This window comes from Streptomyces sp. DT2A-34, assembly GCF_030499515.1.
In the GTDB taxonomy this organism is placed as follows: Bacteria; Actinomycetota; Actinomycetes; order Streptomycetales; family Streptomycetaceae; genus Streptomyces.
Map to the genome: position 1 here is coordinate 76475 of NZ_JASTWJ010000002.1, position 19618 is coordinate 96092.

Below are 19618 nucleotides of genomic sequence, written 5' to 3' on the forward strand. Positions count from 1 at the left end.
AGGTCTGCTCCTTACGGGGAAGAGGGGTGGACGGGAACAGGGATGGTGGGGCTGGGCAGTGCCCGGGTGGTACCGAGGTGGCGGCCGGCTGCCGGGTCGTGGACGTCAATCTCCTCGGTGTGAGGGCCGGGTTCGACGGTGACGCGGGCACCGATGTGGGCGAGCGCAAAGAGGGCGCTGTAGGTTTGGCCTCGCCAGTGGATGTGCCCGTGCGGGCTGATGGTGCGGACCTCGCCCGAGGGGGTGGGGGTCATGGGGCGGTGCTCTTCTCCTCGGTGCTGGCAGGTGCGGGCATGGCCCAGCGGGCGCCGGGGGTGACGCGGCGGGGCATGTATCCGGCGGGTACGCCGTCGTCCTTGGCCCGCGAGCATCGGGTGAGGGAGAGTTCGGCGGCGGCCTGGGCGCGGGTCATGGTCCCGGCGGTGCGTGCGGGCTCGGCCTGGGTGACGGCCTGGAAGCGGCGACGTCGGCGGCGTTTGGCCTCGGCCAGGTCGCGGCGCAGGCGCCGTACCCGTTCGTCGCGGGCCTCGTAGACGGCGCGGATCTCTTCCTCGCTGGCCTCGTCGGCCAGGTGCGCGGTGCCCAGGTGCTGGTCGGTGTGGGCGTCGAAGACCTCGATGGTGCGGGGGTGGTGGGGCTGGTAGCGGATACGGACCTGGGTGCCGGTGCGGCCGGTCATCCAGGCGCCGACGTAGTCGCGGTTCTGCCAGCGGATGCCGTGGCCGTGGATGATGCGGGTGGAGCGCTCCTCCTCCAGCAGGAAGACATGCAGGTCCTCCAGCGGCGGCTCGTGCAGCGGGGTGTCGTCGCTGTGCCAGCTCTCCAGTGGGGTGACGTCGCCGTAGCCCTGCATGCGGTGTTCGGCGTTGCGGGTGCGCACCCACGTCGCGAACAGGTCGACGAAGGCCTCGAAGGCCAGCGCGGGGTCCTTGTCCCCCACCCGCCGTTTGGCATCGAGTTTCTGGGACTTGGTGTAGCGGGGCAGGGTGGAGAAGAACATGCTGGTCGCTGCCCGGTTGAGGTTTTCGATGCTGCCCTTGAGGTGGGGGGTGTAGGGCGGCAGGACGTCCACTTGGACACCGAGGCTGCCCATGGCTTGGGTGACGGCCCGGGAGAGGAAGTCCTTGCCGCGGTCGATGCGGATCCGCCGGGGCAGTCCGCCGGCCGGGCCGTGTACCTCGTCGGTGAGGATGCAGGAGCGCAGGGCGGCCAGGATCGATGCCCGGTGGGGGTAATGCGGTGTGACGGCCCAGCCCATGGTCATGCCGGTGTGGCAGTCGCAGAACCAGGTGACCCACGGTTTGACGAGGCGTCCGTCCGCCCAGACCAGGACGGGAATCTGTTTGTGGTCGCCTTCCCACTCCTCGTTGCGGCAGGTGGGCGGCCGGCGCAGGTGGGGGTCGTGTGCCCGAGAGGCGGGGATACCCTCGCGCAGTCCCGCCAGGTCGCCCGGCGGGAGATCCAGCCTCACCGCGCGGTACAGCGTGGACAGGCTCGGCACGTCCTGCTCGTCGTCGGCTTCGGCGAGCAGCTCCAGATGGACGGCTTTGACGTTCCCGTGGTGGTAGGCGAGCTTGACCCGCAGCTCCTCGGTGATCGTGAACCGGGGTCGCTCGGGGAGGTCGGCGGTGCCCAAGTTCTGGGCCTTCGCCAGACGTCGCCACACCGTGCGCTCGTTGACGCCCACGCTGCGGGCGACGGTCTTCACATCGTCGGTGGTCATCTCACCGCGCTGGCGCAGCTCCGTCAGGGAGCGGACTCCAGCCGCCAGCAGCTTCTTCTTTTCACGCCGACGTCGCGGTGCGCGGTCCTGCTCGTCGGACGAGGCGTGGGTCGATGCCGAGGGCACCGGGGTGCTCCCTTCAGGATGTGGTGGATACGGCAGGTGAATCAGGGCCGGGGCGGGGTCAGCCGATGATGCCGATGTGCTGCACGTAGTAGTAGGAGCGGTGGTCGGATTCCATCTCGCTCATGAGGTCCTGCCACAGGTGCTCCATCTCCAGGGAGTCCTGCCGCGCCCAGGCGGCGATGATCGGGTTCCAGCGCCAGATGTTCTTCCACCGGACGCGCAGGTCGCGCCGGTGGCGGGCCTCGACGGCCTCCTGGTTGACGGGGTGGATCTCGATCCGGGTGCCGCCGTCCGCGTTGAACAGGCGGGTCAGGTAGGGGGCGATGTTGCGCCGTCGCAGGTCGCGGAATGCCTGCTGCAGGAGCTGCTGCTGCTCGGGGTCAGGGGTGCGGGTCTTTGACCACCACGCGGCGAGGGTGTCGGCATCGGCGGCGATCCCATGGGCGTGGAGCGCAGCTGCCGCGGACTTCTTCTTCACCAGATAGCCCAGCGCCTGGTGGAGGAGTTCCTCATCGCTGCGCCTCCACTCGACATCGTCGAAGACCCGGCTGTCCAGGCTCTCGGCCAGGGCACGCCCTCCTTCGATACCCTTGGCACCCAACTCCCCGAATCCCATGGGTCTTTCTCCCTCATCTCGTCTCATCGGTGTGCACGGTGACGGACAGGCGGGGCTGTCACCGTGGTGAAAAGGTGGATGACGCCGTGCTGGAAGGGCACAGGCCGCTGTGCCGGTCACGCGCGGCAGCGCCGCACCGGTGCGCCCGCGCCAGTCCTTGTGGGTGGTGCGCGGGGTGAGGCATCGGGCGAAGCTGCAGTGTGAGCGCCGGCAACCCGCAACTTAGTGAGGAAAAGTTGGGAACAGGGCCACTTCCAGTCATTGCCAGAGAAGCGGCGTCGGAGCCGATTTACTTTCCCATTTCGGGCAGCGTGCACGGCTGAGCGGAAGGCCGGCGAGGGCGCGAGCGTTCCCTGCTCGTAGAGCGCAGCAGAGCTGGCTGCCTTACGTTCTGCCCACGGGCTGCCTTGCGTTCTGCCTTACGTTTTGTTCTCGGCTGAAGGACGCCGAAAGCAGTGCCGTCTTCCGGCGGTGCGGTATGCCCCGGGCGGATCAGGCCGAGGAAAGTGCAGGCAGCAGCGCACGGCCAGGTAGAACGAGCCGGTTCACGGGGGCGGGTAGCACGGGCCCGCAGTCTGCGGGGCTTCCTTACGTTGGCCCGCGATGCCTCCTTACGTTTCGTCGCAAGAGGCGGTCTGCGCAGCGGAGAGGTTCGGCGCTCTTCGGGGCGGGCACCGGGCAGGATGCACATCGGGCTGGGCACTGTAGCGTCCGGGTCTGACAATGCAGCCTCGAACGGCCGCCCTGACTTCCGTATTGTCTACGGCAGTTGGCTCAAACTGGCTGCTCGGGGCGGGGCGCCTCGGCCACGGCCTGTCCGGTCTGGGATGACCTGCCCGGCGTCGAGCCGTGCGCATGAGGCTCCGGGCGGGAGAGCGGCTGCCGTACCGGGCCGGTTCAGGAACCGGTCTGGCCCGCTGGCAGGTCTGCCTGGTCGAGCAGGCGGACAAGGTCGTCGTAGACGCCTTGCACATTTCCCGTCTGCAGAATGAGGGATGCCGTCAGGTCAATGGCCTGGTCGATCGTGCCCTGTGCAGTGTGCTTCGCCTCATCGAGCCGCTCCAGTTCGCGCGCGATGTCCGGCCGGGCGGCGGCAAATGCGGCAGGCAGCCGCTGCAGTGCGTCGGCCGGGTCCCAATGTCGGGGCACCAGGTAGGACCAGTCGTCTTCGTGGTTGACGACGACCGGTTCGGTGATGCGCGGTCCCCTGGTGTGTTCCACGTCCAGGTGGAGTCGGGAGCAGGCGCGGTACAGGGCAGTCAGCTGCGGGTCATGGTCTTCGAGGAAGATCTCGCCGAGCGTGTATCCCTCCGTGCACAGGCGCACGCGGGTGAGCATCGTGGCCGCATCCAGGGATGCCCGCTCGGGGTCGTACTCGACGGTGGCCCCGTCCGCGGTGTGGCGGAGCACGATGGGTTTGTCGGGCCGGGCGGTACCGCGGCGCACTCGGGCGGAAACGAGGCTGAGCCGACGGCGCGTGACGGTGGTCATGGGCGCTCCCCCATGTTGAAGAGGATCTGGCGGACGGCGTGAAGCCGCAGGCGGGGATCTTGGTTTATGGGGACGGTGATCGTTCTGGCGTCCCTGGAATCGTGGATGGCCAGGATGCGGTCACCGATGTCGCTGTCGAGATGGGTAAAGTCCCATTCCTCGATCTCCAGGCGGGTGCTTGGCGACCAGAGCATCGAGAGCCGCTGTAGCCCGGTTCTCAGAGACAGGTACGCCGGGTGCTGGCTCGTCCGGGCTGGCGGGGAGCGTCATGTGATCGCCTCCGCTCCCCCGCCCGAGTGGTGACGGGGGTGGCGGTGCGCTGCGGGTACGCCTGCAAGCGGCGCGGAGACCGCGCTCGCCGATGTCACGGAGGGCCATCAGCAGGCACTTCATGTGTCTTCTCCTCGCAGGTCAGGCGTCCAAGACGCGGGCAGCCGGCCGGGGTCGGCTGTGCCGCACCGTGCTGTGTGCGGCATGCCGACTCACGGCCGTGCTCAGGCTGCCTGGAGGAAACACCACGCGTGCATCGGCCTCGGCAAGGTTGCCAACTCACGTCGGATGCCGAGGGAGGGCTGGTATTGTCCGCGTCCGCTTCCGCCCCGGTCCGGTGCCTGGAAAGTCCGCGGGGTTGAGCCGCAGCGCCGTGCCCTCGTCGGGGGTGCAGAGCCGTGCTCAGGTTTGCGACAGGCGGGTCCGAGGCGTCTGTCTGGTGGCCGCTGACGGCTTGTCATTCGGCCCGCGGGCCGGGGTCAGTGTGCAAGCCAGTGAGCCGGGACGAGGGCGTCTCCGTCGCGCCAGTTGGCGACAACGGCGTGGCGGAACCATGGGGTGGAGGCAAGGTGCGCATGGTCGGTGGCGATGACTTGAAGGCGGCCTTCGGCCTGGGCGACGACCTTGTGCATGAGGTGGTAGTAGGCGCGGACGGCCTGCCAGTCGGCGTCCTCCAGGGTGGCGGCGTCGTGTACGTGTTCTTCGGGGAAGAATGCCTGGCTGGGCTGGTCGAACATGATGAAGTGCGGCACCGGGCGCTGGTGTTCGACGAAGTAGAGGTGCAGTGCGAGGTGGGCGACGATGTGGTATCCGATCCAGTTGTCGGCACTGCCGATCTGGTCCAGGGGGATGCGTCTGCCTGAGGTGCGGACGACCACGTTGAGGGTGGTCGGGCTGATGCGGACGTCGTCGGCCGTGTCGGCGTGTTCAAGGCCGAGTTCGCGGGCCCAGGCGGTCATGTTGCGGGCGACGTCGCCCAGCCGGATTTCGGTCTCAGCCGCGATATCGTCCTGGTCAACATGGTGCTGGAGGTCTCGTCGGTGCTCTTCCAGCCGGGTGATTTCCCGGCGCAGCGCCGAGACGTCGACGGTGTCGTCGGCGGCGGGCTCATGCAGGGCCTGCAGGATCCTGCCCCGGACGAGGGCCTGCTGCTCTCGCTGATCCTGGGCTCGGCGCAGGGCGCGGTTGTTGTCGCGCAGGGCTCGTTCGGCGGCAGCGTTCTCCCTGACGCGGCGGACGAGTTGTTCTCGTTCGGCGGTGAGTGTGCGGCGGCGTTGTTCTCGTGCGGGGGCGAGGGCGTCGAGGTCGGTGAGTTCTTGTTCGAGGTCGCGGGCGAGTTGGGACAGGGCGTTGACGGCCGGGTCGGCTTCGGGAAGTTCCTGGGTGCACAGCGGGCAGGTGTCGTGGCCGTCGTCGCGGGTGGCCAGCAAGCCCAGCGGGGTGAGGCGGCTGCGCTGGGTGTGGAGCTGGCCGGTCAGGTCCACGGTTTGCTGCGCCCACAAATCCAGCAGGCGCAGGGCGTCGTCGATTTCGCCCAGGTCGTGGGTGAGGGTGCGGCGTTCGGCGGACAGGCGGTCGGCGAGTCCGGGCTCGGCGCGGGGAGTGGGGATGTGGCTTGGGGCCTCGAGTGCGGTATGCAGGAGCGTTTCGAGTTCGGCCGGCTGCAGGGAAGCGGGGAGTTCGGCGATGAGTCCGGCCTGGTGGGCCAGGCGCGCCAGTGCCGTGCGGACGGTTGTGGAGCTGCTGGCGTGTTGGCGGGCTTGGTCGAGGGTGCGGCGCAGGGCAGTAAGGCGGCGGGTGGTGGTCAGGAGCTGCTGCTTGCGGGCGGCTTGTTCGGGTCCTGCGGCACCGAGGAAGTAGGGCAGGCTGTTTTTGAGGGCGGTGAAGATTTCGTGGTCGGTCTGCCGGTGGAAGAGGCGTCCGGAGTCGGCGATCTCGGTCTGCCGCTGCAGGCACAGGGGCAGGGCGTGGCCGATATGGACGTTGTAGGCGGAGCCGTCGGGCGAGTCGATGAGGTGGTCCTCGATGCCAAGGCGGCCACTGATTTCTGAGCGAATCGACTCTGTGTTGGAGTTGACCCGGAGCTGGTCGGCGGTAGGAACGTCCAGGCGGTGGTCGCCGAAGACGAGCATCGCGTCGCTGGTGGAGCCGGTGCGGGGGTGGCGGCGGGCGACGAGTACCCGGCTGGTGCCGGTCTGGATCAGCAGGGCGAACCAGCCGACGGTGTCGGTGATGAGCCCCTGGGGCAAGGGGGTGCGGCGTCGTCCCAGGCAGTGGTCGACGACGTCGACCAGGGTGGTCTTCCCTGTCTTCGACCAGCCGGTAACGATGTTGAGTTTTCCAGGCTTGAAGCGCAGGACGCGGGGGGTGGGGCGGCCGTCGCGGTGGTAGAGGGCCAGGGCGAGCAGATGCATGGGGATCGCTTCGATCGTGGGGTGGGTTACGGCGTGACGCCAAGGAGGGTGAAGGCGGTTGCCGTCGGAGTGGCCGCAAGCCAGCGGCCGACCAGCGCGGCTGCAGCGGTGCACTGCGCCATCTCGTCATGCCGGCCAGCACGCGGCAGGAGCGGCAGGCGGCGCTCGAGAACGATTCCCGCGGCATCGACGCTGTAGGTGCCCTGGCGCAGGGCGAAGCGGTGGCTTGTGCGGGTGTAGGCGGTCAGGGCGGCTGCGCGGGCGGGATAGGCGGCGCGCAGCTGGGGGTTGCGGGTCAGCCAGGCGGTGAGGGAGGTGCGGGTGTCGCGCGGCAGGGCGGAGCGGGAGTCGGGCGGCAGCACCAGGGGCAGGACGAGGAAGCTGCTCAGGTAGGGCAGCGGCGTATCGGCGGCGCGGTGGTGGGCTCCTGCGGCCGCGGCCATCAGGTAGGCGCCGAAAGCCGGGTTGAACAGGGCGGCTGCTTCGGGCAGCAGGGAGCGGGGGACGGAAGCGGTGGTCATGGGACATCAGCCCTTGAAGGACCTGCGAGGGCGGTCAGAAGTGTTTTGAAGTCGGGGTGCCAGCCCACCGGCCGGGTGTCGGTCAGGGCGAGGTTGGCCAGGGCGTGTAGGGTGCCGCGGGCGATCCAGCGTTTGTCGATCTGCCGCAGGGCGAGGCCGACCACGGCCTGCTCGGACCCAGTGAGGATCTTCCGGCCGACTTCCTCAGCGTCGTCCTCGCAACGGCCCAGACGGTAGGCGTCCCGCAGACCGGAGGCGACGGCCCGGTGCTCTTGCCTGATGTCCGTTTCGAACGCGGCCAGTTCGTCTTCGGTGACGTAGTGGTGGTGCAGCCAGCGTGAACGGTGCAGGGCCGCATGGTGGTACTCATGGATGTGGTGGTGCTGCGTCTCGGGACCCGCGCCGATGAGGGTGAGCTGAGCGACGAAGACGCGGTCGGCGTACCGGCCGATCTCGTCCTCGGTCAGTTCCTCCAGCCGGCTGTTGAGCGGCAGCCGGCCGGGCCCGTAGCTGCTTTGCAGGTGGTCGACGACCGCGCGCAGTTCAGCGGCGCAGACGGACACGCGGCGCGGGTCGGCGGGGTCGAGCATCTGCCGTGTGGTCATGGCCCACCAGCCGCGCACCTGCTGCAGCATGACCGTGACGTGGTCGGCGTCGTCCTTCCAGATTCCGAGGACTTCCTGCAGGTCGGCGTCGGAGCGGGCGGGCTGGGGCGCCTGGTCGTCCAGCACGATCGCGCCGACCAGGCTGGCGCGTTGAGCCGGGGTGGCCTGCAGGAACCGTGCCCGCCAACTGGCGGTGGTGGCAGCCGCGTCGGGGTCGGCGGCGATGGATTCGAGCAGCCGCTGCACACCAGTGGTATCGCGCTCTGCCCCGCTGTGCCGCAGCACAGCCAGCGGGTTGTCGGGTCCCACACGCTGGGTGGTGACCAGGCGCAGCAGGGGAACGGGGCCCTCGCCGACGGCGGCCATCACGTCGCACCAGCCGTTGAGCGTGCGCCACAGGTCGGCTCCCGTCGGGGACAACTCCCCCTCGCCCTTGTGCCGTTTGACCTGCACGCACTCGGCGGGCCAGCCCTCGTTGCGGATGACGATGTCGTCGAGGCACTCCATGCGCAGCTCGGCCTGGGGGTTCTTGAACCAGGTACGGGCCAGCTCAATTAGGGCCCGGTCGCACTGGTAGAGGTAGCCGGAGAGCTGTCCGGCCGCAGAGTGCACCCACACGTTCGTCACAGTGCGCTACAAAATAGCGACAAAGTGTAATGGCGGGCAAGTCGGTCCGATGTGGGGTAAGCCCCTGCACGTCAAAGCTCAGCAGTCGTGAAGACCTCGGGGCATGACGCCCGGTTCCGCACACCCACGCCTCGGCTGCGCGTGCGAACTTCCCCTTGGAGCAGCACAGTTGGCCACAGCACGCCGCCCTGTCCGCACGCGGAGAAGGAAAGGCAGACCGGTCCTATTTAAAGGACGGGACCTGCGCTCAAGAGATCCGGTCAGCGGGGCCTATCCGGCAGTTGGGCTTCGACTTCGTCGACGAATCTGGAGCGCATGGTGTCTCGTGGGCGTGCGGGGTACCACTTGTTGGCGGGGATGGTGTAGCGGTTGCCTCCGATGAGGATGGCTTCGTCCTTGGCGCGGGTGAGGGCGACGTAGAAGGCTCTGCGAGCGTCGGCGACTTCTTTGGGGGCGGGGGGCTTGCCGGGGTAGTGACGTGGGAGCAGTCCTTCGACGAGGCCAGGCAGGATGACGATGTGGAACTCACGGCCCTTGGCGCTGTGGTAGGTGGTCAGGGCGATGTGGCCGGGGATTTGTCCTCCGGCGAGTTCGGCCATGGTGAGGTCACCGGGGTCTGCCAGGGCCTGGGCCGTGTCCCGGTCGCGTTGGTCGGGGCTGTGATCGGCGAGGTGGGTGGCTCCCAGGGTGTCCCACAGTGCGGCGAGGAAAGTCCACGCTGGGTGGGCTGGGGTTTCACGGTCGGGGGCGTCCAGGAGCGCTGCCAGGCGTCGTGACAGGGTGCGCTGGGTGTCGGCCGGGTCGTTGTGGTGGGCGACCTGGAGTTGATGGTGCCAGGTTGCGGCCAGCTCGCGAAGGGTTCGGGCAGGGGCGATTCCGGCTGTTCTGCGCCGCGGTGCTGCGAGGTCTGTGGTCGCGGCGCCGGGAAGAGGCCCGGTCAGTCGCCGTGTGGCGCAGGCAGCGATCAGGTCGGCGAGGGGGCCGCTGGGACGGCGGCGCTGCTTTTCGCTGTCGAAGGGGATCTGAGCGGCCCGGATCGCGGTGGTCAGGGCGTCGAGCAGGGGGCCTTTGGAGCGGTAGAGGACAGCGATGTCTTCTGGCGGTGTGCCGGTTGCCAGGCGGTTGTTGAGGACTTCGACGGTGCGGGCCGCGTGGGCGTCGACGTCGCCGTCGGCGTGGAGGATAGTGACGGTGCCTGCGTCGTCGCGGCCAGGTGCGGCGTGGTAGCCGCGGTCCTCGCCGAGGACTGCGCGGCCGGCGGTTACGAGGGCGCTGCCGCTGCGGTAGTTGACCCGCAGGCGCAGTCGTCGGAAGTCGGGCCGGTTGCTGAGCTGTGTCAGGTAGCGGGGGCTGGCGCCCTGGTAGGCGTAGAGCACCTGATCGGGATCGCCGACGGCGGTGATGCCCACGCCGGCGTCCAGCAAGGTGAGCACCAGGGCGTGTAGGACGGGGCCGAGGTCTTGGTATTCGTCGACGACGAAATGCGGGAAGCGCGCCACGAGTTGCTCGCGTGCGGTGCGGCTTTCGCGCAGCAGGTCGAGGGCGCGGATGGTCATGGCCTCGAAGTCGAGGGTGTCGTGGTCGCGGAGCAGTTGTTCGTAGCGGCGGACGGCGCGCGCGTATTGGCGCGGGTAGTCGGCGATGGGCTCGACGGCGGCGATCAGACGGCGCAGGCGCTCCAGTGTGGTCCGGTTGTTCGGGTTGACGTCCAGGCCAGATTCGTAGGCGGCGGTGTCCCACATCTGTCTGCAGGCGGACGTGTCGGGGATGGTGAGGTCGTCGGGAAGCGGGTCGCCGATCAGGCGGCCGTAGGGGCGCAGGATGTGGTGTAGGCAGAAGGCGTGCACGGTGGTGCTGGACAGGCGGCGGCCCGGGTGCAGTCCGAGGTGGTGCAGGCGCACGGTGGTCTCGTGGGCGGCTGTTTCGGTGTAGGTCAGGGCGGCGACGCCGCGGTGGCGGCTGGTGGTGGCCAGTAGGTATCCGACGCGGGCGACGAGGGCTCGGGTCTTGCCGGCGCCGGGTCCGGCGAGCACTGCGATGTTTGCGTGGTGGGTGGCGGCGGCGCGTTGGTCGGGATGCAGCGCGCCCAGTTCGGCGGCCAGGGCGGGCGGCAGCAGAGCCGACACGGTCGCAGGCGTCTGCTGGTGGGGGGCCGTCATCAGCTGTGGCCCGGGGTGGAGGCTGCGGGGAACAGGGGCCGGCCGCGGAAGGTGCAGCTGAGATCGTCCAGCAGGCCGAGGATGGCTCCCGGGCCTTCGATCGTCAGCAGGTCGTCGCGGGTGATGGGACCTTCCGTGCGGCCGAGTAGGTCCAGGACGCGGCCGTGCAGGCCGGTCGTGCTGGCGACGTGCGCGGCCAGCCGCTGGGCGTAGCGTCCCTTGCCGATGGCCTCGATCTTGTCCACCAGGGTGTCGCGCTGCTGGCCGGTTGCGGTGCCGTCCTCAAAGGGGGCCAGGGCTTCGCGGAAGGCGGACCGGCTGCTCTCGCGCTGCCGGAAGGCGCAGTAGGCCTCGGCCATTTCGGGATGCAGCAAAGGAGCGATGTCGGGTTCCAGCGTGTGGTCGCCGACGTAGACGCCTACCAGGCTCGCGGCGGTCACCACCTGCTGCCGTCCGGCGCGTACGCCGCGCTCGGGCAGCTTCTGGACTGTGATCGTGTCGATGCCTTGGTCGAGTTCCTGGTGCAGGGCGTCCTCGTGTGCGATGCGTGCCAGATCGCGGGCCCTCCACAGGCCAGGTTCCTTGTGATGGCGGTGCTCGCCGTCGGTGGCGTCGCCGTCGGTGAGGATCCAGTGCGGGCGCCGCAGCGCCTGGGGGCCCAGCAGGGTGGCGTAGGGGGCGAAGTCGGTGCCTTCGACGCTGGAGACGACGATGCCGTGGTCGTCCAGGTGGAAGCCGGCTGCCTCGGCGAGGGCGGGCAGCAGGTAGGCGTCGGCTGCGCCCTCGACCAGGACGGTGCCCCGGGCGAAGAGGATCTCGGCGCGGGTGACGTTGATATAGCGCTCGAGGTCGGCCGTCTCGGCGTCGGTGAGCACACCGGGCGGTACGACGGAGCCGACGGTGTGGTCGCCCTGGGTGCTGGTGAGCACGATGCTGGACAGGGGGGTGACGGCGGCGATGTGCGGGCTGTGGGTGGTCAGCAGCAGACGGTTGGGTTCGTGGAGCAGGTGGGCGAACAGCTTGCGCTGCAGGCTGGGGTGGAGGTGGGCCTCGGGCTCTTCCACGGCCAGGAGTGTGTCCTCGCCGTCGCTGGCCTGGCGGCGCAGTTTCAGCCGCTCGAGCAGCAGGGCCAGGTAGACGACGTTGGCGGTGCCGGTGGAGGTGTGCTGGATGCCGCGGCTGCTGCTCGGGTCGATCAGGAGCTGGACGCTGCGGATCAGGTCGTCTTCCCGGCCGGCGAAGTCCAGCGAAGGGGTCAGCGGCAGTTGGGGGCCGGTCATGGCGGCCAGGCGGGCGGCTAGTTCGTCCACCGCCTGCTGCATGGATGCGTCCTGGGCCAGCTGGTTGCGGGCTTGTTTCAGGGCGTCCAGGGTGGAGGCGACGATGTCGGGGGCCGGAGGCCGCTCGCGCAGCAGCCGGACCAGGGGGCTGCGGTCGGCGCGGGAGAAGTCGCCCTCGGCGTCGCGCAGGGCGGGCAGCACGGAAAGCGGGACGTAGTCCTTGGCGTGGCGCATGTCGACGCCCGCATCGTCGCCGCCGTAGATGGTCCAGGAGTAGTCGTCGGGAGTCAGCGGTTGGCTGGGCTGGGCGCCGAAGACTGCGCCCACTGCAAGCTTGGGCTGGAACAGATAGGTCAGGCGGGCGATGCGGGGCTGCCCGTCCTCGGTGATGATCGCGCCGTCGAGGGTCGCGATGGCGTCGTCATCATCGTCGAAGTCGGTAAGTTCGATTTCGACCCTGACCTCAACTCCTTGGTGCAGCGCCGGTGCACCGTCATGGATGTCGTCGGCCTGGAGCCTGCGCCACCGGTTGGACAGGTCCGGGTCGAGGACCAGGCGCAACGCGTACAGCAGATTGCTCTTGCCGACCCCGTTCTCCCCCACGATCACCGCAGGAGTCGGGAAAGGATCAATCACCAGATCCCGGAAATTCCGGAAATTCACGATCCTGACCTTTGAAAGGCGCACCGCTCTCCCCTCCCCCGCGCACGGCCCCCGCCCCACGCACTCCAGACGCCCCACCTGCGGACGCATCAGCCTAGTTGCCGCATCAACCGACGGGGCACGCACCGTCACTCAGGAACAGCGGGCTCTCGCGTGCGCCGACAGCCGGACCGAGTCCGGTGCCGGGTCCTGGAGCCATCCGTCCTTGGTCCCGGCCGGACGAGGCCTCGCGCACAAGCCCGGCCGGACGCACGGTCCGACCGGCCGCGCAGGGCCGGCGGTTTCCCCTGTGCATGAGCCGGCATGGTTGCCGGCTGTCTGGTCATCGCCCCGCAGAGTTTTCAGGACCAGCGAGTTCTTGGCGCAGGTCCACGTAACAGCGCAGCCGCACACCCGGCTCCCCGGGCTGGCGTGTGGTGTGCTCGGCCGGCGCGGTGGCCCATCTCTGAGCAATCGCGTTCTGCATGGCGAACGCTGTGTCGTCATCGGCAGCCGCGAGGTCCACCACGAGCAGACCCGGCTCGGCCACATGCACATCCCTGATCGGCTTCATGCCCCACACGACGTCGCCGCATCCGGGCGGGTTCCCCCGATGCCACGGCATCACTCGACCGGGTGCTGTACCGGCATGCCACCGAGCCGGCAGGCGCATCTTCCACGGGCGGCATCATGCCCGTGGCGCCGCATTGAACCCAGCTACCTCTCAGCGGGTTCACCCTGGGTCGGATTTCGCCGATCTACCGGCACCTCATGCACATTTCAGACCAGTTAGCGACACATTTCGATCAGTTCGAGTATTTGATCTGCATCCTTGATGTCCTGCACAGATCATGGATCAGCTCCTGCACGTGTACGGTTCCGCCTTTCTTGGCCCGGCAGCCCGAACAGGGGCGACACCGCCGCGCTGGCCCCGCGCCCGGCCTCACGCGGCATGCCGAAGCCGGGTGCAGGCAGGAGCGGGCGGACATGACGGGTTTGCGCACCGAGCAGGTGTGGGCGGCGCCCCAAAAGTGGCAGGGCAACACAGTCAGCCAACTGCTCGTTCCTGCCAGCCCTTTGACGCTGACCGAGGAATCCGGATCCCAGTTCGTCCACAACTCTTTCGGGCGCTGGCCTGCCGCGGCCGGCGCGGCGGACGCGCTGGCCGCGCTGGTGCCCAACACACTCGGCGGCGCGGTGAACTGGATCGGGCCACAGCAGCTCTCCACCCCGCAGGCGGTGCTCGACTCCTACCCGAATGCGATCCAGCTGCATGATCTCGTGCGGGAGGGTGGGCTGAGGCCTCCGCAGGCCGGTGCTCTGCACGCGGTCATCGGGTATTGGTACTCGCATCTGCCCGAGCCGGGCCTGGTGGTCATGCCGACCGGCACCGGCAAGACGGAGACCATGCTCACTGTGCTGGTCGCGTGCCGTCCCGAGCGGCTTTTGGTGCTGGTGCCGAGCGTCGCGCTGCGCGACCAGATCGCGGCCAAGTTCGAGTCGCTGGGCATCCTGCAACAGCAGGAGATCGTCTCCCCGGCCGCGCTTCGCCCGTGCGTAGGCCGTGTGACGCGCCGCTTCACCGACGCGGCGGAGGCAAAGGCGTTCGCCTCGGCGTGCAACGTCGTCGTGGCCACCCCCAGCGTGTTGCACTACTGCGTCCCGGAGGCGCGTGAGGCCCTGCTGGCCGAGTTCAGCCACCTGATCGTCGACGAGGCGCACCATGCCCCGGCCTCTACCTGGACGAATGTGATCCGCCGGTTCGAGGACCGGCGGGTACTGCTGTTCACCGCGACCCCGTTCAGGGAGGACGGCCGGAAGATTCCCGGCCGGACCGTCTTCCGCTATCCGCTGCGCCAGGCGCAGGCCGAGAACTACTTCACAGCCATCGACTACCGGGCGGCCCTGAGCCTGGAGGGCAACGACCAGAAGATCGCCGAGCTGGCCGTGCAGCGCCTGCGTGCCGACCTGGACGCGGGCTATGACCACCTGCTGATGGCGCGGGTGAACACCGTCAGACGGGCCCGGGAGATCTGCGCGCTGTACCAGGAGTTGGCAGATGATCTGGGTGCGGTAGCGCTGTATGACGGGCTGTCCGCGGCTGACCGCAAGGTGGCGCTGGCCTCGATGCACGACCGCAGCTGCCGCATCGTGGTGTGCGTGAACATGCTCGGCGAGGGCTTCGACATGCCCCAGCTGAAGGTGGCGGCGGTGCACGACGTCAGGAAGAGCCTCAGCCCGATGATCCAGTTCATCGGCCGGTTCACCCGCACCTCGACGCTCGCCCCGAAACCGATCGGGACCGCCTCGGTGTTCGTGGCACGGGATCCGGCGGCGGCCCTCTCACCGCTGCGCGACCTGCTGAAGGAGGACGCGGACTGGGATCTCCTGCTGCATGACATCACCGAGCAGAGCGCTGCGCGGGGTGAGGAACTCAGCGAGTTCGACGCCTCCTTCACGCATGTGCCGGCCGACATGGCGGTCAGTGTGCTGGAACCGAAGATGAGCGCGGTAGCGCACCGGGCTCCGAGCGGCGCGTGGGATCCGCAGGCCGCGATCAGCTGCTACGGCGAGGACCGCGTGCTCGGGCAGACCGTGGCCACCGGCGCCGACGGCCGCATCGCCTGGTTCGTCGTCGAGCACCGCACCCTGGTCGACTGGGGTGCCCCGCAGTTCCTTGAGCAGACCCAGTACGAGTTGATCGTCATGTACTTCGACGATGCGCGGCGGCTGCTGTACATCTACGGCTCCCACAAAAAGGGCGACTACAAGGAGCTGGCCAAACGGGTCCTGGGAGGCGACAGCCAGCCGATCAAGGGGCTCGACACCTTCCGGGTCTTCGCTGGTCTGGAGCGGGTGGTGGCTACCAACATCGGTCTGCTGGACTCGCGTGACCACTTCAACCGCTTCTCGCTCCTGGTCGGCAGTGACGTCTTCGAAGCGCTCAACGCCGAGGCCCGCAAGAACCGCAGCCAGACCCACATCATCGCCTCGGGCCTGGACGACGGCACCAGAGTTTCCGTCTGCGCGGCCCTGTCGGGCCGCTTCTGGTCGCCGCGCACCGCTCCCAATCTGCTGGCCTGGATGCAGTGGTGCAACACGCAGGGCACCAAGATCCTCGACTCCCGTGTGGACCTCGAACACGTGATGGCCGGCTTCATCATCCCCGTCGAGCAGACCGAACGTCCCCCCTTCCCGCTGCTCGGCCTGGAGTGGCCGTGGCAGTGGCGTGCCGGCCTGGGAGAAGGTCCGCCGTTCACCGTCGACAGCCGGTCCCATCCCGTGACCGACATCGGCTTCCGCGTGGACGACTTCACCGACCAGGGGCCGCTGCGCTTCTCCCTCGTCTCCCCCACCTGGCAGGTCGCCTACAGCGCCGACTTCACCGACCAGGGGCTGGTCTACTCACCCGTCGCCGACGACGCCCTCGTCCGGCATCAGCACACGACGGTGCCCGCCGCCGAGTGGATCAACAAGCACAAGCCCTACCTGTACTTCGCCGGCGACCGCCTGCTGACACCCGACGACCGGCTACACGCACCCCGCACCGACCTGCCGCCCTTCGACCTCTCCCTGCTGAAGCCCTTGGGCTGGAACGGCGTCGACATCAAGATCGAGTCCATGGGACCCGAGCGGCTCCCCCAGTCCATTCAGCACTACATGTCCCTCCACCTCAGCGGCCAGCAGCACTTCGACGTCCTTGTCGACGATGACGGCTCCGGCGAAATCGCCGACCTCGTCGGCATCACCGCGGACGACACCGAGATCACCATCACGCTCGTGCACTGCAAATACTCCTCCGAGCCCTTCCCCGGAGCCCGCGTCGACGATCTGTACGAGGTGTGCGGGCAGGCGGCCCGCGGCGCGAAATGGCGCGAGTACGGCACAGACGCACTGCTGCGGACCCTGGACCGCCGGGCTGGCAAATACGCCGCCCGCAACCCCGGCAAGACCCCGTACCTGATCGGCAGCATCGACGAGCTGTACCGCCTCCGTGAACGCGCGCCCCACCTGCGCCCGCACATCAATACCGTTATCGCCCAGCCCGGCCTATCCGCCGCCGCCTGCAGCAGCGAGCAGCAGCGCCTCCTCGCCGGCGCCCACTCCTACGTACGGGCACTGACCAAAGGCACCTTCACCGTCTTCTGCAGCCCGTAGACCCAGCGGCGGCCATCTGCCGGGACAGCATGATCCTGCGCAGCCAACCGCCCCTGCCGCAATGGACGTGACGCCGCCGCAGGCGGGCCGGGCAGGGCCGCACCGGCGTGAGTGTGCCGCGGCTCTGCCCGGCGCGAGACCTCACTGGGGCACTTCATCGGCGCCTGGCACTCCGGCTCGTTCATCTTCCCGAAGGGGACGTGCACGCTGGGCGTGTTGCGGGCGGTGCCGGCCAGATGACGGACCTGGTAATCGAAGAAGATGTGGGGCTTGAGAACGCCCATGAGCCACGGCTCGCGGGATGGCGTCGGCTGGCGCCCCTTCCGACTGGGCTCTTTGAGAGGCCGCCGGGACGGCAAGCGGCAATGGGGGCAGAGGGGGTGGGCAGTCTTGTTCGCCGCGCAGGTTGATCTGCCCGGTCGCCGGCTGTCCGAGCAGGAACGAAATGGTCCGGCACCCGTGTTCCGGCTGCCGGCCCGGTGTGCTGTTCGGGCCTCCTTGCCTCCTGCAGGCGGTGAAGGACGCACCGGAGCGGCAGCAGGGGTGGGAGTGCTTCATCGCGAGATCAGCCACAGGAGCACCCCTGTCATGACGGTGCTGCCGGTTGCGTATGCAGCGCCGCGGAGCATCGCGAAGCCTGCGGCGTGCAGCAGGCGGCGGCCGGTACAGCGGATAGGTCGTGTCATGAATCCTCCTACTGGTGACATGAATTGAGAACGTCGCACCCCTCGCGGGCCGTCGTCGCACGGCGAGTGCGTGATCCAGTAGGCCATTCCCGGCGCCGCCAGTTGGGCGGTTTAATCGCGGGGTTCTAACTAGGGTGAGGTAGTGGCGTGGAAGGGACCGAGTGCGGCTGAACAGGAGCTTTCCGAACTCCTGGGGGCGCGGGATCTGTGCGTGAGCTGGGCCAAGATCAGGCGCTGGCGGGAGTTCGGGGCTCTGCCGTGGGGCCCCCGGCGCGGCCTGGGCAGAGGTGTCGGGTCGGTGTCGGAGCTCACTGCGGATACGGCGGTGGTCGCCGAGGCCCTTGCTCTGGCCACGGCCAGGAAGACGCGGATTGAGAAAGCCGTGCTCCGCGTGTTCACGGTGCATCCGCGGTCCGGAGATGCGTTCGTGGCCACCTGGGTTCCGCTGCCGGAACGTGGTGTCCGCAGGGCATTGATGTGGTACGTCGGTCAGGATCGCTCCAGCGCGGTGGCTGTCGTCGAGCGAGCTGTCGAGGCGGCGGGCGACGATCCCGATCGGCGTGCGGACGCCGCTCTTGCTGCCGCGCACACGTACTACGCCAGGCGGTATCACCGGGCCCGCAACACGCGCCGGGCGGGCGGCCGCGTCCGCCCGGCCGATCCGCACAGCCGGGCGGACGCACATGGGCTGGCGACGTTCGCGGCCGCCGTGGTGCTGGGCGTGCAGGAGTTCGCCGCGGACGGCGTGATGGAGGCCCTCGGGCAATCGTTCGGTTCACCAGGCAATGGGCTCGTGTCCGCGCAGGCGTTCACCGAAATGGAGGCCATCGCCACACAGGCCGAATGCTCCGGCGACCAGCTGGTCCTGCCGGGCGGGGGGCTCACGGCCGACAAGGCGCGCCGGCTGAGGGAGACGGACTACGACACCCTCTGCACGGTCCGCCACGTGCTCGCCGTTTTGGTGGAGTCCTCCCTTCCGCTGCGTCTGGCTTCCCGTGCCCGCCTGCAAGATCCCGCTCTGCGGCACATCGAGCAGGTCCGTGCTGGCAACCCCCGCGTTCGCCACTACCTGGACTGTGCTGATTTCATCAGCCGTCGTCCTCCGGCTGATGCGTGGGAAGAGTTGATCCTCTTGCTAATCAGCATCTGCACCACCCCCGAAAAACTGGAGGCCTTCCAGGGGGACGTCACCGCCCTGGACCCGGCCCTCGACGAGATCCACGCCCTCGGCCAGCGCGCGGTGGCCCGTCTCGCACCAGCGGCTGGCGAAGGAACGGCCTAGAGGCACCACTCATGCGGTCGTTGCCCGCAGCCGACTGCAGGATGATCGCACCTGACGCGCCAGCGTCATGCGCAATAAGCGCGCTGGCCGACAGCGGTGCTGTCTGCATCCGCTGCCGTGGGGCTTGGGTTAGGGGGTGCTGGTCTGCACGATGAGGTCGGCGAGCGGCCGTTGGGCGAGGTAGCGGTGGGCGGCGTGCGGTTCGCCGATGCCGTTGCGGACCAGTTCGTCGCGGGCGGCCGGGGCGAGGAGGGCCAGTCCGCTCTGGGCGACGATGTCACCGGCGGCGTGGAGGTTCATCCAGTCGATGCTGTCGGGCAGGTGCAGTGCGCCGTCCTGGCCCAGGGAGTGACGAATGGTGGGCCAGGCGAGGGGGGATCCGCAGGTGACCAGGGTGGTCAGGCCGTCGGGTCCGGGTCCGGTGTCGGCGCGGGTGAGCATGTCGAAGGCGATGATGCTGCCCAGGGAATGCGCGATGACCAGGCGGGGTTCGGGGCGGTGCAGTTCGGTTCGGACTTCGGCGCGGATGCGCTCGCCGATGTCGTGGTGGAGGTAGCGGTAGACCTGGCGGATGAAGCGCAGCAGGCGTCGGCCCATGTTGCGGCCGATTTTGTGGTCGGCGGCGGCAAGTGCCCTGGCGACGGGGCGGGGGACGTAAGGGATGCCCAGTCCGAGGGTTTCGGTCTGGAGTTGTTCGGGGTCTAGGCCCGGCGGGGTGTACAGGGCGAGGGTGTCGAGGACGAACGCTTCCTCCTGGTCGGTGAAGGGATCGGTGTCGTCGACGAGAGGGCTGCCGTCTTCGGTTCCTAGCCGCTGGCTGGGGGTGCGGAAGAGGTTGCCGTAGTAGGCCACGCTCAGCGGTGGGATGGGGCAGGCGGGTCCGTGGTGGGTGCGCAGTCCCTTGGTCAGGGCACCGGCCCAGTCAGCCGATAGTTTCACGGCGTTGGTGTTTCCCTGCCAGATGCCGTGGATTCCAACGATGTGCATGCCGGCCTTCCACTCCCCCGAGGACGGGCCC

14 protein-coding genes and 1 pseudogene are annotated in these 19618 nt (G+C 68.8%); 2 read left to right on the plus strand and 13 right to left on the minus strand.

What is annotated here, in order from left to right:
* Nucleotides 1-11 precede the first annotated feature (11 nt).
* The 11 genes from QQM39_RS45720 to QQM39_RS45770 all read right to left on the minus strand — a co-directional run bounded on the left by QQM39_RS45720 (nt 12) and on the right by QQM39_RS45770 (nt 13048).
* Complete coding sequence (locus QQM39_RS45720; RefSeq protein ID WP_302004032.1) at nt 12-254, minus strand: Mu transposase C-terminal domain-containing protein; 243 nt, start codon at nt 252-254, stop codon at nt 12-14.
* Complete coding sequence (locus tag QQM39_RS45725; RefSeq protein WP_302004033.1) at nt 251-1849, minus strand: transposase family protein; 1599 nt, start codon at nt 1847-1849, stop codon at nt 251-253. The genes QQM39_RS45720 and QQM39_RS45725 overlap by 4 nt, the downstream gene beginning before the upstream one ends.
* A gap of 58 nt (nt 1850-1907) precedes the next feature.
* Nucleotides 1908-2465 carry a hypothetical protein gene (locus QQM39_RS45730; RefSeq protein ID WP_302004034.1) on the minus strand — a complete coding sequence of 186 codons (558 nt, stop codon included), beginning with the start codon at nt 2463-2465 and terminating at the stop codon, nt 1908-1910.
* A gap of 897 nt (nt 2466-3362) precedes the next feature.
* Nucleotides 3363-3956, minus strand: coding sequence for a hypothetical protein (locus QQM39_RS45735; protein ID WP_302004035.1), 594 nt, complete (start codon nt 3954-3956; stop codon nt 3363-3365).
* On the minus strand, nt 3953-4150 hold the full coding sequence (locus QQM39_RS45740; protein WP_302004036.1) for a hypothetical protein: 198 nt from the start codon (nt 4148-4150) through the stop codon (nt 3953-3955). Before QQM39_RS45740 ends, QQM39_RS45735 begins: the two co-directional genes overlap by 4 nt.
* A 555-nt stretch (nt 4151-4705) precedes the next feature.
* Nucleotides 4706-6640: a DUF3732 domain-containing protein gene (locus tag QQM39_RS45745; RefSeq protein ID WP_302004037.1), complete on the minus strand. Its 1935-nt coding sequence runs from the start codon at nt 6638-6640 to the stop codon at nt 4706-4708.
* A 26-nt stretch (nt 6641-6666) separates the two neighbouring features.
* On the minus strand, nt 6667-7161 hold the full coding sequence (locus QQM39_RS45750) for a three component ABC system middle component (protein ID WP_302004038.1): 495 nt from the start codon (nt 7159-7161) through the stop codon (nt 6667-6669).
* The gene (locus QQM39_RS45755; protein WP_302004039.1) at nt 7158-8384 is read right to left on the minus strand and encodes an ABC-three component system protein; all 1227 of its coding nucleotides are present in this window, start codon (nt 8382-8384) and stop codon (nt 7158-7160) included. The genes QQM39_RS45750 and QQM39_RS45755 overlap by 4 nt, the downstream gene beginning before the upstream one ends.
* Before the next feature lie 269 nt (nt 8385-8653).
* Nucleotides 8654-10552: an ATP-dependent helicase gene (locus QQM39_RS45760; RefSeq protein WP_302004040.1), complete on the minus strand. Its 1899-nt coding sequence runs from the start codon at nt 10550-10552 to the stop codon at nt 8654-8656.
* The gene (locus tag QQM39_RS45765; protein WP_302004041.1) at nt 10552-12585 is read right to left on the minus strand and encodes an ATP-dependent endonuclease; all 2034 of its coding nucleotides are present in this window, start codon (nt 12583-12585) and stop codon (nt 10552-10554) included. The genes QQM39_RS45760 and QQM39_RS45765 overlap by 1 nt, the downstream gene beginning before the upstream one ends.
* A gap of 232 nt (nt 12586-12817) precedes the next feature.
* Nucleotides 12818-13048 (minus strand): DUF6207 family protein, encoded by a 231-nt coding sequence (locus QQM39_RS45770; RefSeq protein ID WP_302004042.1) that lies wholly within the window; start codon nt 13046-13048, stop codon nt 12818-12820.
* A 413-nt stretch (nt 13049-13461) separates the two neighbouring features.
* Between QQM39_RS45770 and QQM39_RS45775 the strand changes: the two genes are divergently transcribed.
* On the plus strand, nt 13462-16632 hold the full coding sequence (locus tag QQM39_RS45775) for a DEAD/DEAH box helicase (protein WP_302004043.1): 3171 nt from the start codon (nt 13462-13464) through the stop codon (nt 16630-16632).
* Between the two features lie 173 nt (nt 16633-16805).
* Here the strand turns inward: QQM39_RS45775 and QQM39_RS45780 are convergent.
* Nucleotides 16806-16919: pseudogene (locus QQM39_RS45780) on the minus strand (5'-nucleotidase); the annotation flags it as partial.
* Between the two features lie 697 nt (nt 16920-17616).
* Between QQM39_RS45780 and QQM39_RS45785 the strand changes: the two are divergent.
* Nucleotides 17617-18600, plus strand: a complete 984-nt coding sequence (locus QQM39_RS45785; protein ID WP_302004044.1) for a hypothetical protein — start codon at nt 17617-17619, stop codon at nt 18598-18600.
* Between the two features lie 129 nt (nt 18601-18729).
* Here the strand turns inward: QQM39_RS45785 and QQM39_RS45790 are convergent, their stop codons facing one another.
* The gene (locus tag QQM39_RS45790) at nt 18730-19587 is read right to left on the minus strand and encodes a hypothetical protein (RefSeq protein WP_302004046.1); all 858 of its coding nucleotides are present in this window, start codon (nt 19585-19587) and stop codon (nt 18730-18732) included.
* Nucleotides 19588-19618 lie beyond the last annotated feature (31 nt).